This is a genomic window from Sphingobium sp. AP50 (assembly GCF_900109095.1).
In the GTDB taxonomy this organism is placed as follows: Bacteria; Pseudomonadota; Alphaproteobacteria; order Sphingomonadales; family Sphingomonadaceae; genus Sphingobium.
On the sequence record NZ_FNYZ01000001.1, the window covers coordinates 1,063,588 to 1,083,199 of the forward strand.

22 protein-coding genes and 1 pseudogene are annotated in these 19,612 nt (G+C 61.1%); 4 read left to right on the forward strand and 19 right to left on the reverse strand.

Translation table 11 applies throughout. The annotated features are described in order from the left end of the window. Window positions 1-79: 79 nt before the first annotated feature. The 11 genes and pseudogenes from BMY84_RS30805 to BMY84_RS05310 all read right to left on the reverse strand — a co-directional run bounded on the left by BMY84_RS30805 (window position 80) and on the right by BMY84_RS05310 (window position 9,666). Window positions 80-490 carry an SLC13 family permease gene (locus BMY84_RS30805; protein ID WP_371262403.1) on the reverse strand — a complete coding sequence of 137 codons (411 nt, stop codon included), beginning with the start codon at window positions 488-490 and terminating at the stop codon, window positions 80-82. Beyond that, window positions 491-1,679, reverse strand: a pseudogene (locus BMY84_RS30810) (SLC13 family permease); the annotation flags it as partial. Continuing rightward, on the reverse strand, window positions 1,679-3,211 hold the full coding sequence (locus BMY84_RS05270) for a DUF389 domain-containing protein (RefSeq protein WP_256215067.1): 1,533 nt from the start codon (window positions 3,209-3,211) through the stop codon (window positions 1,679-1,681). The gene BMY84_RS05270 and the pseudogene BMY84_RS30810, both read right to left, overlap by 1 nt. A 99-nt stretch (window positions 3,212-3,310) precedes the next feature. Beyond that, window positions 3,311-4,507, reverse strand: coding sequence for a Na+/H+ antiporter NhaA (nhaA, locus tag BMY84_RS05275; RefSeq protein WP_093081292.1), 1,197 nt, complete (start codon window positions 4,505-4,507; stop codon window positions 3,311-3,313). Between the two features lie 330 nt (window positions 4,508-4,837). Then, complete coding sequence (locus BMY84_RS05280) at window positions 4,838-5,764, reverse strand: alpha/beta hydrolase (protein WP_256215069.1); 927 nt, start codon at window positions 5,762-5,764, stop codon at window positions 4,838-4,840. Then, entirely contained in the window at window positions 5,765-6,472 is a 708-nt protein-coding gene (msrA, locus tag BMY84_RS05285) for a peptide-methionine (S)-S-oxide reductase MsrA (RefSeq protein ID WP_093081294.1), read from the reverse strand. It abuts the gene before it with no gap. A gap of 16 nt (window positions 6,473-6,488) precedes the next feature. After that, window positions 6,489-7,238, reverse strand: coding sequence for an HvfC/BufC N-terminal domain-containing protein (locus tag BMY84_RS05290; RefSeq protein ID WP_093081297.1), 750 nt, complete (start codon window positions 7,236-7,238; stop codon window positions 6,489-6,491). Further along, entirely contained in the window at window positions 7,235-8,065 is an 831-nt protein-coding gene (locus BMY84_RS05295) for an MNIO family bufferin maturase (RefSeq protein ID WP_256215071.1), read from the reverse strand. The genes BMY84_RS05290 and BMY84_RS05295 overlap by 4 nt, the downstream gene beginning before the upstream one ends. Before the next feature lie 62 nt (window positions 8,066-8,127). Next, window positions 8,128-8,403 (reverse strand): BufA2 family periplasmic bufferin-type metallophore, encoded by a 276-nt coding sequence (locus BMY84_RS05300; RefSeq protein ID WP_093081302.1) that lies wholly within the window; start codon window positions 8,401-8,403, stop codon window positions 8,128-8,130. Between the two features lie 85 nt (window positions 8,404-8,488). Beyond that, window positions 8,489-9,130 carry a DUF1109 domain-containing protein gene (locus tag BMY84_RS05305; protein ID WP_093081304.1) on the reverse strand — a complete coding sequence of 214 codons (642 nt, stop codon included), beginning with the start codon at window positions 9,128-9,130 and terminating at the stop codon, window positions 8,489-8,491. Continuing rightward, window positions 9,130-9,666, reverse strand: coding sequence for a sigma-70 family RNA polymerase sigma factor (locus tag BMY84_RS05310; RefSeq protein ID WP_093081307.1), 537 nt, complete (start codon window positions 9,664-9,666; stop codon window positions 9,130-9,132). Before BMY84_RS05310 ends, BMY84_RS05305 begins: the two co-directional genes overlap by 1 nt. A gap of 153 nt (window positions 9,667-9,819) precedes the next feature. Here BMY84_RS05310 and BMY84_RS05315 point away from each other — a divergent pair, with 153 nt between their 5' ends. Next, the gene (locus BMY84_RS05315; protein WP_093081310.1) at window positions 9,820-10,086 is read left to right on the forward strand and encodes a BufA1 family periplasmic bufferin-type metallophore; all 267 of its coding nucleotides are present in this window, start codon (window positions 9,820-9,822) and stop codon (window positions 10,084-10,086) included. 76 nt (window positions 10,087-10,162) lie between these two features. Continuing rightward, on the forward strand, window positions 10,163-10,618 hold the full coding sequence (locus BMY84_RS05320) for a DoxX family protein (protein ID WP_093081797.1): 456 nt from the start codon (window positions 10,163-10,165) through the stop codon (window positions 10,616-10,618). Between the two features lie 39 nt (window positions 10,619-10,657). Here the strand turns inward: BMY84_RS05320 and BMY84_RS05325 are convergent, their stop codons facing one another. The 7 genes from BMY84_RS05325 to BMY84_RS05350 form a co-directional block, all read right to left on the reverse strand. Further along, on the reverse strand, window positions 10,658-11,218 hold the full coding sequence (locus BMY84_RS05325) for a fasciclin domain-containing protein (RefSeq protein WP_093081312.1): 561 nt from the start codon (window positions 11,216-11,218) through the stop codon (window positions 10,658-10,660). 85 nt (window positions 11,219-11,303) lie between these two features. After that, on the reverse strand, window positions 11,304-11,981 hold the full coding sequence (locus BMY84_RS05330; RefSeq protein WP_256215072.1) for an anti-sigma factor: 678 nt from the start codon (window positions 11,979-11,981) through the stop codon (window positions 11,304-11,306). A gap of 4 nt (window positions 11,982-11,985) precedes the next feature. After that, window positions 11,986-12,567, reverse strand: coding sequence for a sigma-70 family RNA polymerase sigma factor (locus BMY84_RS05335; RefSeq protein ID WP_256215073.1), 582 nt, complete (start codon window positions 12,565-12,567; stop codon window positions 11,986-11,988). Window positions 12,568-12,679: 112 nt separating this feature from the next. Then, the gene (locus BMY84_RS30365) at window positions 12,680-12,802 is read right to left on the reverse strand and encodes a hypothetical protein (RefSeq protein WP_256215074.1); all 123 of its coding nucleotides are present in this window, start codon (window positions 12,800-12,802) and stop codon (window positions 12,680-12,682) included. A 15-nt stretch (window positions 12,803-12,817) separates the two neighbouring features. Continuing rightward, the gene (locus BMY84_RS05340; protein ID WP_093081319.1) at window positions 12,818-14,161 is read right to left on the reverse strand and encodes an Nramp family divalent metal transporter; all 1,344 of its coding nucleotides are present in this window, start codon (window positions 14,159-14,161) and stop codon (window positions 12,818-12,820) included. 20 nt (window positions 14,162-14,181) lie between these two features. After that, window positions 14,182-15,165 (reverse strand): ferritin-like domain-containing protein, encoded by a 984-nt coding sequence (locus BMY84_RS05345; RefSeq protein WP_093081322.1) that lies wholly within the window; start codon window positions 15,163-15,165, stop codon window positions 14,182-14,184. A 36-nt stretch (window positions 15,166-15,201) separates the two neighbouring features. Continuing rightward, on the reverse strand, window positions 15,202-16,158 hold the full coding sequence (locus BMY84_RS05350) for a ferritin-like domain-containing protein (RefSeq protein WP_093081324.1): 957 nt from the start codon (window positions 16,156-16,158) through the stop codon (window positions 15,202-15,204). 269 nt (window positions 16,159-16,427) lie between these two features. Between BMY84_RS05350 and BMY84_RS30370 the strand changes: the two genes are divergently transcribed. Continuing rightward, window positions 16,428-17,834, forward strand: a complete 1,407-nt coding sequence (locus tag BMY84_RS30370; RefSeq protein WP_256215075.1) for a LuxR C-terminal-related transcriptional regulator — start codon at window positions 16,428-16,430, stop codon at window positions 17,832-17,834. A 54-nt stretch (window positions 17,835-17,888) separates the two neighbouring features. Further along, entirely contained in the window at window positions 17,889-18,758 is an 870-nt protein-coding gene (locus tag BMY84_RS05360) for a winged helix family transcriptional regulator (RefSeq protein ID WP_093081326.1), read from the forward strand. Between the two features lie 106 nt (window positions 18,759-18,864). Here the strand turns inward: BMY84_RS05360 and BMY84_RS05365 are convergent, their stop codons facing one another. Continuing rightward, entirely contained in the window at window positions 18,865-19,566 is a 702-nt protein-coding gene (locus tag BMY84_RS05365) for a tRNA (guanine(46)-N(7))-methyltransferase TrmB (protein WP_093081802.1), read from the reverse strand. Window positions 19,567-19,612 lie beyond the last annotated feature (46 nt).

Here is a 19,612-nt window from a genome sequence, read left to right on the forward strand (position 1 = left end):
CTGAAGGTCATGCAACAAGGCCGAGTAACGCCGAAAGAGCAAATTTGCGGCCTGAAATGCCTCTATCAGACGGGAACCCTCAACTCATTGACAAAACCGCCGCTGATATCATCACGACGATGATGACGAGCGGTGCTCCTATTCTTGCATAGTCAGTAAATTTATAGCCACCAGACCCCATGACCAGCAGATTATTCTGATGTCCGATGGGGGTGAGGAAATCCGAAGTCGCTCCGACAAGCACCGCAAGTAGCGCAGCATCCGGACTGACACCCAGCAGATGTGCAACGGCAATCGCCATAGGCCCCATGATGATGGCGGTAGCGACATTGTTGAGGAATATCGAAAGCAGCAGCGTGACTGAACATAGCGCAGCCAGCACGAAGAAGAGCGGCTGCCCGGCAAGCACACCGCCCAGCCATTGCGCGGCAAGAGCCGCCGCGCCGACGAACGCCAGAGCGGGGGAGAGGCGAAACGCCACAATTCCCACAATGGCGGCAGCAAAGATGGCGACTATCGCGATGGCTTTCGTGCGATTGACCGGCATGGTGTCCAGCCGATCAATCTCGAGCAGTCGTGCGCCGGCTATGAAGCGGGCGATGTCATCTTTGCCTCCCCGCACATAAAGCTGGTCTCCGGCCCTGATGCGCATGCGTACGAGTGGCTTGCGCTCGCGCGCCACCCTTGGTCCAACAGCCACCACCTCCAACTGCTCCTGACTGCGGGTGCGAACCTCGTCATACCCCGCGCCTATCAGGAGAGAGCCGTGCGCGACGGCGACACGCGCCGTGACCGCATCGTCAGCCTCATTGCGCTGCGTGACCGCTTCCAGCCCGGTGGCCTGCGCAACGTCCCATGGATTCGAGCGCGACAGCAGCAGCAGGCGATTTCCGGCATGCTGGATCGTGTCGATGGCAGGTCGTTCCGTGGTATGGAAAGCAGCGAGCAATCGCGCTCCTGCCGCGCGCAGAGAAGCGGTCGTCGGAATAGTCCCGTCATGCGGCACCGCTATTTCGAACACGCGCCAAGGTGCACGCGCCTGGCGGTCGGTCCGCATGCGGATCGGGAGCAGACGCCATCCGATCAGCGCAAGATGGACAATGCCCGCGCCGGTCACAGCGACGCCCACCGTGGTCATGGAAAAGAACCCGAACGGCTCGCCCAGTTCCTGCTCACGCACAGATGACAGAATCAGATTGGCCGGCGTACCGATCAGGGTTGTCATGCCACCAAGGATGGTGGCGAAGGCCAGTGGCATCAGTGTAGCAGCGGGTGGCAGGCGAGAGTCACGCGCAATCTCGCTCGCGATCGGCATCGTGATGACCAGAGCGGCGATGTTGTTCATGAAGGCCGACAACAGCAGCGATGATCAGCAGGCCAGTGAGCCGCACCGCAAATCCAGCCTTCGCGGGAATGGCGACCTTGGCGATGGCCGAGGCGGCTCCAGACAGCTCGACGGCCCGGCCGACGACCAGCACGCCGGCGACGGCGAGCACCGCTGGGTCCGAGAAGCCGGAAAATGCCTCGCCCGGTTTCACGAGCCCGGTGACAATGCTCGCGAACAGGGCGATCAGCGCGACCAGATCGTGCCGCACACGTTCCGATGCAAACAGGAGCAGCGTCGCAAGCAGGATACATGTACTGATTGTCGCAGGGGTGACCATGGACAAGGCAGCCATCAGGGTGCGGTTTCCCCTTGCGCAGGAGTGAGGCGGAAGCTCTGCCCTGCTGCATTGCCGGGAATGGCGGCAACCCCTTGCTCATGCAGCAGTTGAGCGATGGCGAGCGCACGACGCTGACTGAGGCCTGGATTGTCGGTCTCGCCGGTTGGCAAGCCTGGCACGACCAGCGCCTGTATATTCCAGCGGCGGGCCGCCCATGCGGAGGTGAGGACCGCCTCACGGGAGACTGGGTCCAATGTCGCGATGTCATTGCCAAAGGCAACCGCAGGGAAGCCCATCTGCGGTGGGATGATCGCCACACCCCAACCTTCGGCCTGTGCAGCTACGCGGCTTTCCAGGATACGATAGGATTGCAGGGATGCGCCGGGAAGCGGCGCGGCAACGGCGCTGGCGCGGCGATGATCGCGGTCAATCGTCACCTGTTCGGCCGGGACGCCCGCGGCCAGTGCGAGAGTTTGTGAGAGGGAAGTAATACGGCTGCTTTCCAGCGCGGCGGCATCACTTGCCTGCCGGATTTCCTCCCGTTGGGCATCGATGGCGCCCGCGCCCGCCTCCAGCAACACCTGATCGAGCCGCAGTCGGACGGTGCGGCCGATGCGCTGCTCCAGTTCCTTCTGTAGCGCATCGTTGCGCTGCGCCTGACTGCGCGGTGTGATGACCACCGAGCGAACCATGATCGGCGCCGCGTCGAAATCGATGTCCAACTGGGTCACGCGGGCGGACGAGCCGAAGCGGTCCGACAGGAAAGAGCGAACCTGGTTCGTCGTGACCGCCTCGCCTGCGATCTGCTTGAGCGAGATGCCGAGTGGGATCGCCATCGCTACGAACACGAAAAGGAGCAGAAAGGTTTGCGTCCAGCTTTGCTGGCTGGAGAGGTGATGGCCAAAGCCATAGTAGCGCGCCATCACCGTCGCGGACAAAGCGATGGTCACGAAGTTGGTGACGAAAAGGGCAAATGCGCCGCCCAGCACCGCCATGTTCCAGGTTGCAAGGCCAAAGCCGACGACGGCGAGCGGCGGCATAAGAGCGGTGGCGATAGCCACGCCAACGATCGTATCACCCCGGCCCCGAATGATTGCGAAGGTGCCGGCCAGCGAAGCGAACAGCGCCACCGCCAGGTCGAAAAGATTGGGCCGCGTCCTAGCGATAATTTCCGATGTGGGTGCCTGAAGTGGCGAGAGCGTCACGATGAGCGCCGTGAACAGCACCGCTGCTACTGCGCCGATGGCCAGGGCGATCATTGATCGGCGCATCTCGGCAAAGTCGAATAGAGCAAGGCTGAAGCCTAGACCAAGGATGGGACTCATCAGAGGAGAGATGAGCATGGCGCCGATGACGACTGCCGGGGACGACAGAAGAAGACCAAGGACAGCGATGCCCGCAGACATCATGACCATGAAGGCATAGCGGGGCGACCAGCCGCTATCGTCAACGATTCGCCCCATTACGGCTTCATGATCGACCCGTCCCACCACCGCGCGCCGCCACCAGCGGTAGAGCGCCACATGTTCGAGGTGGTCGCTGGCCATCTGCGTGAAGCCGCCTACCTGTTCTGACATCATCCCCCCCGCGTATTCTGTCATGTTGATATGCAACAGGTGATTGTTGCTGTGGTTCCTTTGAAGACGTCACGCCTGCGCAGTTGCGTCCTTGCCGGTGTCTCCCTTGGCCACCCGCAGCAGCATATAGCCAAGCAACCCGGAAAGGAGCGATCCCGCCAATATCCCGATCTTGGCCTCCGACTGGAAAAGCGGATCGCTGGAAAAGGCCAGCAACGTGATGAAGAGGCTCATTGTAAAGCCGATGCCGCACAGGAGCGCAGTGCCCAGCATCTGAAGGCGCCCGGCATGGGCTGGCATGTCAGCCAGCCCCAGTTTGATGGCGATCATGGATGTGCCAAACACGCCGATGACCTTGCCAAGAAGAAGGCCCAGGCCAACGCCGATGGTGATGGGAGCCGTAAAGGCCTCTGCCTGAAGGCCAAGGATGCGGACGCCTGCATTGGCGAGCCCAAAAATCGGCACGATCAGGAAGCCTACCGGAATGTGCAGAAGATGCTCAAGGCGATGGAGCGGGCTGCATTCCTCCGCATCCGGCTTTCCCGGCGTACCCTGCAAAGGAATGGCGAAGGCAAGGATGACGCCTGCGAGCGTCGCATGGATTCCGGAACGCAGCACCAGAACCCAGAGCAGAACGCCAAGAAGAAGATAGGGGGCCAATCGGCGCATGCCGAAACGGTTCATGGCAAACAGAAGCACCGTAATCGCCGTCGCACCTGCCAGATCGATCAGGGATAGCTTCGCCGTATAGAAGAAGGCGATGATTACCACCGCGCCCAGATCGTCTATGATGGCGAGGGCAGTCAGGAATACCCTAAGCGAAATGGGAACGCGATTGCCCAACAGCGCGATAACGCCGAGCGCAAAGGCAATGTCGGTCGCCGCCGGGATTGCCCAGCCGTGCGCTGTCGCGCCCGTGTTGAAAGTCAGATAGATGAGTGCGGGTACAGCCATTCCGCCAGCCGCAGCAATACCCGGCAGGATGCGGCGCGGCCACGAGGACAATTGCCCATCCATGACTTCCCGTTTGATCTCCAAGCCGACCAACAGGAAGAATATCGCCATCAGGCCGTCATTGACCCAGTGATGCAATGACAGCGGGCCGAGATAAGTATGGAGCATATGCTCATAGCCCGGCCCCAACGACGAATTGGCGATGACCATAGCGAGCGCTGCCGCCAGCATGAGGACAATGCCTGATGAGGCTTGGCCATGAAGGAACTGGCGCAGGGCGCTAAGCGGCTTTACGCGCGAAAGGGCGGCCATGTAGGGAGACTCCGGGCAGGCATTTAGCCCGCTGGCGGCCCGACCAACGGAATAAACCTGCCCGCACGATAGCGGACACCCGGTTCTTTTATGAGGAAGAACTGCTGGTTAGGCAAGCGATCTTCTGGGATCTGCTGGCATCCACCAAAAGCGAACGGGCCCCGCAGGCTTCCCAAAATCCTATTGCTATGCGAATGCGGAGTAGAAGCGGTACAGCAAAGCCATACGCCTGAGCCTAAGGGCAATGGGGCCGGTGTGAGGCGGAAGTGCATCGACAGGCTTCTGGAAAGGAAACCCATCGCTGAGTGGCGGCTTCGCACTACCTCCACGTCAATCAGTGTCCGCCACTGTCCTTATAAAGCGCGCGCTGTCTTCCAGCACCGATGCGCGAAATCGCAGCGGTCGGGCGAAAGCGGTCACCATTCCGACATGACCAATGCCAGCATAGCGCCAGATTTCCACAGGCACGTTCGCAGATCGCAGCCTGTCAGCCAGCGCTTTGCTATTATATGCCCGAACGGTTTCATCCTTGTCGCCGATCAGCAGCAATGTTGGGGGATCGCCCGCGCCTGCCCATGTCACCGGCTGGGTTTCAGCCGCGTCAGGCCATCGCCCGAAGGCGGCTTTGCTGGCTGGCACGTCGAATGGCGCGAAATCATAGGGACCTGCGATTCCGACAAAGCCTCTGACTGCGCGACGCGACTGTCCGAGCCAGCGCCCATCCACTGCGAGCATCGCCGCGATATAGGCACCCGCCGAATGACCGCTCAAGACGATCCTCTCGGCCGCCCCGCCATAATTCCCGCCATGGGCGATCACCCATCGTACAGCGTCGGCCCCATCGGTCACGAAATCGGGATAGACATTCTCAGGCCCGATCCGATAATCCGGGATGACGACCAGGAAGCCCTGCGCGGCGAGCGCCCGCCCGACAAAGCTGTAGCCGGTTCGTGTGCCGCTGGCCCAGGAACCGCCATAAAAGAAGATCACAATCGGCAGTTTTGCGTCGGCTTTGCGATCGCTTGGGGCGTAGATATCGAGCTTTCGCCGTGGCCCGCCGCCGTAGGCGATGCCGCTTGCGATCCTGATGCCGCCACTATCCTTGGGGACGAGAAGGTCGAAACTCTGGAGCGGGGCAGAGACTGCCGCGACGAGGCCCATCAACAGGCATATGCCGATTCCTGCCATCAATCCGCGCTTGCCCATGCCCGTCCCTATCACGGGATGCGGATGTCCCCACTCCGCAATTTCGCGCATCTATCCCTTCACCAGAACTGGCTTGGCGCGGTACAATGTTGGGAAACTTGCTTTAAGTGCTGCGACCTTGGGCAGGTCGTTGGCGCGTATGTAGAAAGCGCCAGGATTGAGCGCCAGATAATCCTGATGATAGGCCTCGGCAGGATAGAAACCCTTATAGGGCTCGACCCGGGTTACGATCGGCCGTTTCCATGCGCCGGACTTACCCAGTTGCGCGATATAGCGCTCTGCGACGGCCTTTTGATCGACCGTCACTGGAAAGATCGCGGTTCGATATTGGGTGCCGTGGTCCGGCCCCTGATAGTTGAGCGTCGTGGGATCGGCGACGACCGAGAAATAGATACGCAGCAGCGTGCCATAGCTGATCTGCGTGGGATCATAGTTGATCCGGACCGCCTCGGCATGGCCTGTGTCGCCCGATCCCACACGCTCATAACGGGCAGTTGTGCGGCTGCCGCCGGAATAGCCGGATACCGCGCTGCGGACGCCTTTTACATGCTGGAACACGCCCTGCACGCCCCAGAAACAGCCGCCAGCAAAGATGGCGGTGTCGCTCTTCGCCGGATTGGGCGTATCAAGGACAGGTGCCGGGATGCCGATCGCTGCCAGTGTCGCAGCGGTCGCCAGATCGGACTGGTTCCACAGGGCAGTGCCCGCGATTGTGAGCGCGGCGGAAGCGATGCCGATAGTCAGTTTGCGATAAGGCATGCTAAGTGGCTCCTTGTCATTCTGATGTGCCGACTATCAGGCCGTCGGCAATCCACTGGCCCAGTAACGCGGCGGCGCGAGCGATACCCTCGGTCTCGCCGAGCGCTTCGATCATCGACCCGCAAAGCGCGCCGAATGCCGCGCCGCCCATGCAGAGCGTTATCGCGCGTTCCTCAACCGCATCGATCGTCCGAAAGCAGGGGGTGAAATCCTGTCGCCAGACCAGCAGCGCGGCTGGCTCAGGCAAGGCAACAGCGTCGGGTGGCATCTCGCCTTTCGACAGCGCGGACCAGATCGCAGCAGCGTTGCTGGTCGCCACTAAAATGGTGAGGCTGGACGCGAAATGAAGAGCCGCACTGTCCCAATTGACGCTGGCAAGCATGTCAGGCGTCATCGCGATCGCATCGGCCGCGGTGAAGGTGCGGGAAAGCGCCCATTCCAGTGCAGCCAGTTCGGCAACCTCCGGATCGCCAGGATAGATCGCACCCAGGGTCTCGGCAAAATCGATGGGATAGGCATCGAGTGTCCAGGCGCTGGGCGGCGTAGCGTCGACATGGGAGGCAGCAGCAGCGAGAAATGCCTCGTCACCCAACCATGCATGCGTCTGTTCATAGGTTTCGCAGAGGCACGCCATAAGCTGCGCGCGATAATTATTCTGATAGACCGACAGGCCCGGGCGGGCCGCCTGGCCGATCCGATCCGCAGCTTCTGGCGATGCGTCGATCAGCCAGCAGCGGAAATCGCCCTGAAGCGCGGTCAGGCTCATGCCGCCTTCCGATCGATGGATACACCGATGGCGCGCGCGATAGCAAGTTCGTCGAGCAGGTCGCAGAGCGGCGGGATAGCGTCGTCCCGCTCGATCATCGTCGCGACAGGACCGGCACGCGCAATGGCCTGTTCGTAAAGCGCCCATACCGGTGGCGGGACGGGCTGGTCATGCGTGTCGATCAGCATGTCGGCGCCCTGACTGTGCCCCGCCAGATGGATTTGGCGCACCCGATCGAAGGGGATGCCATCCAGATAGGCAAGGGGATCGAAGCCATGATTGCTGGCGCTGACGAAGATATTGTTGACGTCGAGCAGCAGGTGGCAGCCGGTGCGGGCACACATCGCATCGATGAACTGCCATTCGGTCATGGTCGATCCGTCGAAGGCGACATAGCTGGACGGGTTTTCGATCAGCATCGTCCGGTCCAGGACATCCTGCGCCATGCCTATATTGGCGCATACGACATCCAGCGCCTCCTGCGTGTAGGGCAGCGGCAGCAGGTCATGGGAATTGAAACCCTCAAAGCGGGACCAGCTCAGATGATCGGAAACGAACAGCGGCTCGATCTCTTCGACCAGGGCTTTCAGCCGATCGAGATAGGCGCGGTCGAGACCGTCCGCCGACCCGATCGACATAGACACACCATGCAGCGCGACCGGATGGCGCTCGCGCACGCGGCGCACTATGTCGCGCGGTCGCCCGCCGGGAACCATGAAGTTCTCCGAGATGACCTCGACAAAATCCACCGCGACATCGGTTTCCAGAAAATCGCGATAATGATCCTTGCGCAGGCCAAGGCCGTAGCTGGAAAAAGATGCAGTCAAGGCGAGACTCCCGTGCGAAAGGCTCTGTCCGGCCATGGCGAGCCATGGCCGGACAGGGAGGCTTAGTTGGCCTTCGGCTCGGTTGTCGTGCCGCCCGCTGCGGTGCATGCCTTGGCCGACATTTCCTTGAAGCCATGGCCCTTGCACACATTCATGCCCTTGCAGTCATTCTGCGCGGTCTTGCAGTCCGACGTGCCCTTGCAGCTGTTGACGCCATAGCAATGGACAGTTTCGGCCTTCTCGCCCTTGGCATTGGCGGGAACGGATGTGGCGGCGGCGCTGAGGGCAAGCAGGGCAGCGGTGGCGGCGAAGCTGAAGCCGGTCTTGGTGGGGGTCATGGGATGCTCTCCAATAATATGTGCCGTGTTGGCTTTGGAGATACGGAGCAAAAGCGCGGATGGTTACATGCTGCTCATATTATTTTCACCAGCGCAGCAGGCGCGGCCCCAGCAGGGCGCCGCTTCCCGCCGCCAGAGCGATGCCGAGCGTGTACCATGTGAGCACGAAAATGGCCGAAACCTCCGGGCAATGCAGGCAATAGAGCGTCGCCGCGCAGGAGCCTGCCGCGAGGCCCGCCGCCGCCCCTGCAGCCCGCAGCCGGGTCGGCGCGAGCCGGCGGAACGACCAGAGCAGGCCAATGAAAATCGGTACCGACAGGGACAGCACCAGCCAGGGGCATATTTTCCAGCTATGGCCAAGCCACATCGCCAGCCAGTCGCGTGGCGGGGCATGGGCCAGTTCCAGCCCGCCAATCGTCGCCACCAGTCCAACCGGTATCGCCATCAGCCACAGCCAGCGCAGGTCCGTTCCATTCGGCCGCGCCAGTCGCGCCACCATGAACAGCGCGCAAAGGCTGAGCGAAAGCGTGTAAATCCACTTCATCCAGAAGGAATAGCCGCGCATCGCCAGGCCAAGATCGGGGCGGACGCCAAGGCCCATGATGATCAGCATCACTGTCACGACAGCGCCCGCTGTGATACCAAGCGCGATCCGTCGCCCGACAGCGAAGCGACGCACAGGCCGCAGGTTCGCCGAGAGGGTATCGATCAGGGAGTCGGTGCTCATCACCTTTCCCCCGTAATGCGGGCAGCAAGCGCCTTGAGGCCGCGATGGATGGAAACCTTCACGTCGGACTCACCGATCCCGGCGCGATCCGCCGCCTCCGATACGGAAAGGCCGTCGATCTTCGTCGCGCGGATCATATCGGCCTGTTTGGCTGGCAAGCCGCCCAGCAGGCGATCCATATCCATGCGCGCATTGCTCGCAACCTCGAACCCTTCGATGGCCAAAATCTCTTCCAGCCCCTCGACTGTGCAGGTCTGCCGTCGGGCACGGAAATGATCGATCATCTTGTAGCGTGCGATCGCGAACAGCCAGGCCGTGAACGGACGATCCAGATCATAGGTGGCGCGGCGTGTATGTACGGCGATCAGCGTTTCCTGCACAAGATCCTCGATATCGTCCGTGCCGTCGCGCATGCGGCGGCGGTAGAAGGCTTGGAGCAGGGGCACGAGCGCGCGCAACAGCGCAGCATGGACCACGGCGTCGCCATTGAGGCCGCCGATCATCATCGCCCGCAACTGATCTTCGCTTGACCGCATCGATGCTCCTGACCCCCGTTCGGGGAGGACGCTGCAAAGGTTACAGGAGACATAGAATAAATTTCGAAGCTTCGCACTGTAACCCGGTGGAGGTTGCTCTCGAATGCTCCTGTGTCACCGGCCCGATTTCCGGACCGGCTCAGGAGACCCGACATGAACAAGACCCATGCCACCATCGCCGCCGCCCTTGCCCTTTCGATCGCCGGTGGCGCCGCAGCCGCGCCCGCCGCCAAGCCGATGGAGAAATGCTATGGCGTGTCGCTCGCGGGCAAGAATGATTGCAAGGCCGGGGTCGGCACCAGTTGCGCAGGCACGTCGAAGATCGATTATCAGGGCAATGCCTGGAAGCTGGTGAAGGCCGGCACCTGCGTCAAGACGAAGACGCCCAAGGGCTTCGGCTCACTCACCCCCAAGGCCTGAGACTTCCCTCCATAAGGCCCGCCCGCATCCGCTTGCAGGGGGCGGGCCTCCCATTCCGCCTGTGGAGCATATCGCCATGTCGCTGCTCATTACCGCCTATGATCGCGCGACCGCGACCCTCGCCCGATTGCTGCCCGATGCGCTCCTTTTGCTGATCGCGCGCATTGGCATAGCCGCCATCTTCTTTCTGTCCGGCCGAACCAAGGTGGAAGGGCTGCTGACGATCACGCCGGCCACCTATGACCTGTTCCGCACCGAATATGCGCTGCCAATCGTCCCGCCAGAGATTGCCGCACATGCGGCGACCTATTCAGAGCATCTCTTTCCGATCCTGCTGGTGATGGGCCTCTTCACCCGGCCCGCTGCGGCGGCCCTGCTTGGCATGACTGCCGTCATCGAAATATTTGTCTATCCCGATGCCTGGCCAACGCACCTGAGCTGGGCGGCGATCCTGCTCCCGCTCATCGCGCGCGGTGGCGGGCGATGGTCGATCGATGCCCTGATCCGGACGGGGCTGCGGCTGAAGGGATGAGGAGGAGCCGGATAATGAAGCCGGCTCCGTCTTCTCTGTTCACGGCATCAGCACGGTGTCGATGACATGAATGACACCATTGGACTGCATGACATTGGCGATAGTGATCTTTGCCTTGCCGCCCTTCGCATCGGTCAGCCACCAGGCGCCTGCCTTGTCCTTCCAGGCGGTCAGCGTCTCGCCCTGCACGGTCTTGAGCATCGCCTTGCCGCCATTGGCCTTCGCTTTGGCGGCGATGTCCATGGCGGTCATGCGACCGGGAACGACATGATAGGTCAGGATTGTGGTCAGCTTCGCCTTATTCTCCGGCTTAACCAGCATGTCGACCGTTCCGGCCGGCAGTTTGGCGAAGGCAGCATTGGTCGGCGCAAACACGGTGAAGGGGCCGGGCCCCGATAGCGTATCGACCAAATCGGCAGCCTTCACGGCGGCGACCAGCGTCGTATGATCCTTCGACTGCATCGCGTTTTCCACGATGGTCTTGGTCGGATACATGGCGGCGCCACCCACCATGGGATTCTTGGCCTGAAGCGAGGCTGTCCCGGTCAGGAGAAGCGCGCCGGCGAGGACAAAGGCGATCTTGCGATTATGGGATTTCATGTTGGGCATCCTTCCGTTGGCACGCCCTGTATTCGGGGTGCTGGGGAAGATACGATGCTTGGGGGCCGCCAGATGCAGCCCCTGCTCAGATAATCGAAATCTTGCCCGTAAGGATGGGCGCGCTGGTTGGCGCGGGATGCGGCGCGGTCGAGGGATCTTCCAGCGTGATCGCGAGCGTTACGCCTTCGGCGAGGAATGGCTGGAGGCTCCTGTCGATGGTGAGTGTCCCGCTACCGCCATTGATCAGGCCCAGCGAGCGCGGCTTCCCGTCCGAAGGGATGACCCACAGTTCCGGGCGCTTCTGGCTGTCGCCGAGCATTGCCCGGCTGAGGCGAAGCGTGCCGCGGGACGGATCATAGGCGATCGCCAGCGCACCGGCGCCGCTGGCATCGGCAAGCTGCGCGACGCCCATTGCTGTGGGGGCGGGGGCATCGGCCGGGCGGACGAGAATGAACAGGCCAAGGGTGGCCGCGATCGCCCCGCAAATGGCGGCGATACCGCGCCAGCGTCGGAGGGTCCTGATATGCTGGGAGTCATGATCGCCAGACCCGACCCGCGCGGCTACCATCGGCCAGATATGGGCGGGCGCTTCGACGGAGTGTAGGTTCGCCAGGAGAGGCGAGAAGCGAAGCCCCCATTGTTGGACCGCTGCTGCGAAATCGGGATCGGACAAGCAGAGGCGAAGCGCATCGGCACGCTCGGCATGATCGAGAATACCCAGCGCCATTTCGGCAGCCAGCGTATCGCGGTCGAGGGGGGGCATGGGATCAGGCATCGCCAAGGCAGGCCTTCAACTGTTGGAGACCGCGACGGACCCAGCTTTTAAGAGTGCCTAACGGCGTACCACTAGCGTCGGACAGTTGCTGATAGGTCAATCCGTCGAGAAAGGCGCGGCGGATCGTCCGGGACTGGTCGGAACCCAGTCCGTCGAGACAGCCGACAAGTCTGGAATATTGCTGATCCTGTTCCAGCTGGAAGTCTGCGAGCGGTGTGTCGTCGACAATGTCGATTCCATCGTCCTGCGAGGTCATATTATGTCGACCTTCGCGCCGGCACCAGTCGAGTGCGGCGTTCCGGGTGATAACCGCCATCCAGCTGATCGGGCTTGCCCGCGCGGGATCGAAGCTTCCCGCCCGCCGCCAGATCTTTACATAGACGTCCTGCAACACATCCTCCGCCGCTTCCCTGTCAGGACAGATACGGATGCAAATCCCGTATAGTTTCGCGGATGTCATGTCATAGATGGTCTTTACCGACGATGACTGGCCCGATGCGGCCGATTGCAGGGCCGCAACCAGTTTGGCCCGCGCTTCATCCATCTTCGGTTGTCCCGGCGCCTCTCCGGCCATCGCTGTCCCCATCGCAACGCCCGTGCAGGCCTGTCGCGCTGATAACACATGGCGAGAGAATGGGATGCATTCCTTCTACAATAAGTCCGCTATGTATAAGAAGACGCTCCCTTTAGACGAAGTTGCCGAGCGTCAGGATCGGCGCCAGAAGCATGATGCAGCAGCCGATCGCCAGCCGCGACGGGCTCGTGAAGCTGGAGACATTAAGGCCTGTATATTCTTCCAGATAACGCATGGCATATCCTTTCCGTCAGATGAATTCGAAGAGCAGCTTAAGGTTGAGAATGATGATGATCGTGGACACCGACCAAGCTGCTATCTTAAGCGCCGTGCTGTTGACGAAGGTACCCATCAGGCCCCGGTCGCTGGTGAACTTGACGAGGGGCACTACGGCGAAAGGCAGTTGAAGGCTGAGGATAACCTGGCTGAGGATCAGCAGTTTCATCGTTCCATCAGGGCCATATAGGGTGGCGACGATCACCGCCGGTACGATCGCCATCAGGCGGGTTGCGAGCCGGCGGAGCCACGGGGAGATTTTGAAATCGACAAAGCCCTCCATGACGATCTGGCCCGCCAGCGTTGCGGTGACCGTGCTGTTCTGGCCCGACGCAAGCAGCGCGGTCGCAAACAGGGCGCTGGCACCCGCCGCGCCCAATATGGGGGTCAGCAGATCATAGGCCTGATGAATGTCGGCGACATCGGTGCGGCCATGGGCGTGGAAGGCGGAGGCGGCCAGGATCAGGATCGAGGCGTTGATGAAGAAGGCGAAGCCGAGCGCAACGGTGCTGTCGATCGTCGCGAACTTGATGGCTTCCATTATGCCTCCACGCGTCCGTTCGAACCGGCGGGTCTGGACCAGCGAGGAATGAAGATAGAGATTATGCGGCATGACCGTCGCGCCCAGAATGCCGATGGCAATGTAGAGCATCGCGGGATTGGTCGCGATTTGGGTGGTGGGGATGAACCCCTTGGCGACCGCGCCCATATCCGGCTGGGACAGAAGCAGTTCGACTGCAAAGCAGCCGGTGATGACGATCAGCAGCGCAACGACGAAGGCTTCGAGCTGACGAAACCCCCGTTGGTGGAGCAGCAGGATCAGCAACACGTCGGCGGCCGTTACGCAGATACCCAGCACAAGCGGGATGCCGAACAGCAATTGCAGGGCGATCGCGGTGCCGATCACCTCGGCCAGGTCGCAGGCTGCGATGGCTATCTCGCACAGCAACCAAAGCATGATGCGGACAGGGCGGCTATATTGCTGCCGACACGCCTGTGCGAGGTCGAGACCGGTGACGATGCCGAGCTTTGCGGCAAGCGATTGAAGCAGCATCGCCATCAGGTTGGAAAAGAGGATGACCGAAAGGAGCGTATAGCCAAAGCTTGATCCGCCCGCGATATCCGTCGCCCAGTTGCCAGGGTCCATATAGCCCACGGCGACGAGATAGCCGGGGCCGGCAAAGGCCCCCAGCTTTCTCCAAAATTGTCCCACCCCGCCAGGCACGCTGACCGACCGATGCGCTTCGGGCAGACTTGGTTGATAGGCCGTCGCTACAGGTTCGATCACGGCGTCGGCGGCTGGCGGTGGTGGTGACATGGGCTCGCTCCCGGTTCGGCTCAGTTAGCGGCGCTGGTCTTGATGTTGCCGTTAAGGCCCGACGGGAAAAAGCCGCCTGCGCTCTTTGCCGTCTTGTCGAGATAGACGATGTTGAGCACCTGACCGGTCGAACGGCTGTAGGCGATGCCATTATTGTCGGTCGGCACGATGTTGGAGACGTTGCCGTTAGGACTGATGCCCTGGTCAAGGTCCGACGACCCGTCCAGACTGTCGCGTGCGTCGGAAATCTTGTCCGCAGATGTGCGCAGGCTGGGTGCTTCGATCCCCTTGCGATAGAGTACCGTGCGGATCAGGCCGGCATGATAGGCTTCCGCTGCCAATATGCCGGCTGCCGCTTCCAGATAGGTCTTGTTGGAGATGAGCGGCGCTGCCCCCTTGTAGGCCGTCACGCCTACATCCTCGAATATGAATGCGCCGAGGAGAAAATTCTCATCGTTCGCATAGGGATCGAAGGCCTGGTTCGCATTGATGAGACCCGCGGCGCGCGCTGCAGCCGAAAAGGCGCTGGTCGATCCACCGCTGACGTCGATCGCAGGCTGGGCGACGGCCGAAGCGCCCAGTTGCGCCCGGATGAAGCGGACATGGGCGACTTCGTCGGCGGCGATCTCATTTGCATATTGCTGAACGACCGGATCGGTGAAAGTGACCTTGCGGCCCCCAGTTACAGCGCCCTGCGTCCCGGTTCCGGTCAAAAGGCTGGCAGCCAGCCCTTCGCCTGTGGCGGCGTAGGAATAAAATTGCGCCTCCAGATATTCGAGTTGCAGCGCGAAGTTGAGGACGTCTGCGTCGCCAATCGGCGTGGGTGTTGGAGTAGGTGTTGGGGTGGGCGTCACGGTCTTGTCGTCATCGTCGCAGGCCGAGAGGATGCTGGCCCCACTGGCCAGAAGCGCGGCGCTACCTGCCAGCCGGAAGAAGTGGCGACGTTCCTCGCGCCGCTGCGCGCGCGCCTTGAAGGCCGCGATGATGGCTTCGTTATTGTCCATGTCGGATACTCCTTGGGAGTGAAGGTCGTGCGGGGCTCAGTTGGCGGCGCTGGTGCGGATGGTGCCGTTGACGCCGGACGGGAAGAAACCGCCGGAACTCACCGCCGTCTTGTTAAGATAGGCGATATTGAGAACCTGGCCGGTGGTCCGGCTGTAGGCGATGCCGTCGCTGTCGAGCGGCACGATGTTGGAGGCGCTTCCGATCGGCGAGATGCCCTGGTCCAGGTCGCTGGCGCCGTCGAGGCTGTCGCGCGCGTCGGAAATCTTGTCGGCTGATGTGCGCAGCGCAGGTGTCGCAATCCCCTTGCCATAAAGCGTCGTTCGGACGATCGCGGCATGATAAGCCTCGACCGCCAATATGCCGGCCGCCGCTTCCAGATAGGTCTTGTTGGTGATGAGCGGCGCTGCGCCCTTATAGGCCGTCACCCCGACATCTTCGAAGATGAAGGCGCCAAGCAGGAAATTTTCATCGCTGGCGTAGGGGTCGAAGGTTTCCCCGGCGCCGATCAGACCAGCGGCACGTGCCGCCGCGGAAAAGGCGCTGTTTGGGCTGACCCCGATGTCGATCGCTGGCTGCGCCACAGCCGAAGCGCCGAGCTGCTGGCGCAGAAAACGGACATGCGCGATTTCATCGGCCGCAATTTCCCGCGCATATTGCGCCACGATCTGATCGCTGAAATTGACCTGTCGGCCGCCCGATACAACGCCTTGGGTGCCCGTGCCAGACAGGTCGGCATTGGACAGACCGATGCCCAGCGCGGCGTAGGAGTAGAATTGCGCTTCCAGATATTCGAGATTGAGGGCGAAATTCAGAACGTCAGCATCTGTCAGAGTGGCCGACTGGGCATTGGCGGGCGCGATGGTCATCGCCATCTGCATGCCGCCTGCGACGCCTGCCACGGCGGCCAGGGCCCGGAAGAATTCGCGGCGTTGCTTTCGCTTTTCGCCCTGCTCGCGCAGGCGTTCGAGCGTAAGGTCGTCATCATCTTGCATGGGATGCTCCTCCACTTGGAACTGTCGTGACGATCCGCAGGAGAAGCGAGATCGCTGGCAGCCGCCAAGGAGTGAAGGGCGGTTCAAAGTCTGGCTATTTCGGCCGATTACTGAGGGATATTACGCAAGCAACCAAATGACTGGACCGACGTTTTAAGGCGCCTTTTGATTCACTTTTGCATAATATTTAGATGCAGCGCATCCGTTTGGATCATGCGCCCGTATCTAGCCCAGACCGAGTTTCGCGAATGACGATCGTAGGAGCGGGCATGCGGGCTGAGGACAATTATGCAGGAGGCATGCATGGGGATGCGGTGACGTCGATCCTCGAAAATATGCCCATCGGTGTTGCCATTTTTGCGGGCGACGGCAGACTGTCGCATGCCAATGGTCGATTCAATCGTACCACCGGTGGAAGTGTCCGCTCGGTTGATTGCCTGCTCGATACGTGCAGCGAGGGCTATTATCCCGATGGGGCGCCTCTTGAAAAACCGCACCATCCCGCCCTGCGCGCATTTGGCGGCGAACAGGGCATGCCGGCTATCGATTTTCTTCTGCGAAACGGCGAGGTCGGTGCGTCTTGGGTCAGGGTGCGAGCTATGCCTTATGCAGATCCAGATCTGGCTGATATCTCCGGGGCGATCGTTCTTCTCGAAGAGATTGAAGAGCCGTCGCATAGTCAACGCGCATCACAATCCATGGATGCGTCTTTCCGACGCTTTGCCGACCATAGCAGCCTCGCGCTCTGGATAGCTTGCACTAATACGGGGGCATTGAAATATCGCAGTCCAGCGGCGGAAATATTGTGGGACGTCGATCTTGCGGATGTCCCTGGGCTCGACTTGCATGGCCACATCCACCCCGAAGATCGGACGCATGTTTCGGACATGCGCGCGCTGGCTCATGCCGGTCAAGTCCAGCGACTATCCTACAGGATCATCGACCGTGAAGGCATCGTGCGTTGCCAGGTTCGTGAAACCTGCTTCGCTATCCCACCCGGCCCAGGAGAAGAGAGTTGGATCGGTGGAATCATCGAGGACGTGTCGCCGGAAATCCAGCTCTATCTGGTGCAGCGCTCTGATCTGTCCGATCCGGTCATGGAGGCCGAACTTTGCAGGCGCGCTCACAGGATCAAGCGCTTCTCGACGGCTCATGAACTTATGCAGGTCGCCGAAGTGCTCAATCCGGGCTGCCTCATCGTTGACCTACGAGGTAACGATAATCCGGAAACCTCCTTTTCCAGGATATTGGACGGTCGACCCGCTGATCTGCAGGTCATATTCATCGGCGACGGCACGACCCCGACGCAGCATGTCATCGGTGCGATGCGTGGAGGTGCCGTTGATTTTCTGATCACGCCGCTCTGCGCGGATGAACTGGACCGGGCCCTTCGACATGCCAGTGAGGCGTTGCCCTGCCGGTTCGACGCGCCATCGGGTGAGCGCGGCGATCTGGCCGATCGTCTCGCGCGGCTGCCACGGCGGGAACGGGAAGTACTTCTGGGTCTGGTCGATGGCGGCACGAATAAAAGCATCGCGCGCGCGCTTGGCATCAGCCCCCGGACTGTGGAAGCCCACCGCGCTCATCTTATGGAGCGGCTCAATGTCTCTACGCTGTCCGCGTTACTGCAAATCGCACATCGGGCGGGTGTGACGGCGGACAGGCCATGGAAATAATCTGTTCCAAGACATGATGCTGTTAATTCCAACGCATCGGAGGAGAGGGGATTTATGCCCAGCCTGACGCATTACCGGCCTTATCGCTTCCCGCGTTATCCTGGGCGGATTTCCACGATCAGCCGTGCGCAACTCACCGCCTTCGGTCAGATGCACCGTGAGCCCGGCGACTTCATGCCACATGCTGCGAAACTTCACGGGCATGCAACTTCCCTGCTGATTATTGAGTCCGATGTGAACCGAAGCAGGGCACTGGAAGCTCTTCTGGGAAGTTGGGGGGTTAGGACAATCACCCGCACCGACCACGCATTTGACAGTGATGTCATAGATAGCCAGTCGTTCGACCTCGTTCTGCTAAATGGGTTTGTGCCGGCCGATGCCTGCATGCAGTTAGTCGCGACAGCGCAGTCGATTGGATTGAGCCTTCTCATTTTTGCGACGGACTGGCGCGATTTTGAAAGGCTTGAAGCCATCTGCTGCGGCAATAGCAGGATCATTCAGCCCGACTGGCGGGCGCATGAACTGCAACAGGCGATCAATCTAGCGACAGGTCGCCGCGCTGAGTGTGCCGCTCAAGCTCCGGGTGATGACCTCTATGCCTTTTCGGGATGGACCCTCGATCTGGGGCAGCATCTTGTTGTGAACGACCGAAGCGAAATTGTGATGATGTCGGCCGGAGAATTCTCTCTCCTGCGCGCTTTTGTTCTGCGTCCACGCCGCGTGCTCAACCGCAATCAGCTTCTGGACATCGTCACGACCATGGGAAGCGACATCACAGATCGCGTGATCGATACACAAATCTGTCGCTTGCGCCGCAGGCTGGCCGGGGACCATCATTTCATCAGGACGATCAGGAATGAGGGCTATATGTTCACAGAGCCGGTGCGGAGGGTCAGCTCGCCCATGGCCATGAAGTCTCTGTAATCAGGTATCAAATTCGATAAATTGGCAATCACCCAGCAATCACGGTCTTATGAATGATTGATCTAAAATCTATATATGGCGATATAATGCAAGGTTAGAATAGCAGCTATCCGATCCTTCGCCTGTAGCGGAAGTACCAGACTTCGTGGCCGATGCTGCGGGCCTTGGCTTCGTAGCGGGTTTCGGGCCAGCCGCCGGGGCGGGTCTGGAAGTCCTTGGGTTCGCTGGCCAGCCAGTCGAAATCGGGATGGCCGTTCATCACCATTAGCGCCCAGCGCAGATAGACCGGATGATCGGTGCCGAAGCGGAATTCGCCGCCCGGCTTTAGCTTTTTTGCGATCATCGCGACCGGGCCGGGGTTCATCATCCGGCGCTTGGCATGGCGGGCCTTGGGCCAGGGATCAGGATGAAGCAGATAGACGAAGCTGAGCGCGCCGTCGGGGATGCGCGAGAGTATCTGAAGCGCGTCGCCCATGTGGAGGCGGACATTGCCGAGCGCGCCGTCGCGGACATGGCCGAGCGCCTGCACGACGCCGTTCAGGAACGGCTCGCAGCCGATGAAGCCATGATCGGGCAGCATGTCGGCGCGATGGGCCATATGTTCGCCGCCGCCGAAGCCGATCTCGAAATGGAGCGGGCGATCATAGCCGAAGAGACTGGCGGCCGTGACCTCCCCTTCCTCCGGCACCGAAATGGCGGGAAGGAGGGTGTCGACCAGTTCCTGCTGGCCCTTGCGGAGCTTTGGCCCCGACTGGCGGCCATAGAGGCGGTTGAGGGTCGTGGGGTCGCCGGACTTATGCGCTGTCATGGCCGCGCCGATAGCGGGACGGGGCGATGGGGGCAAGGTGGGAGAG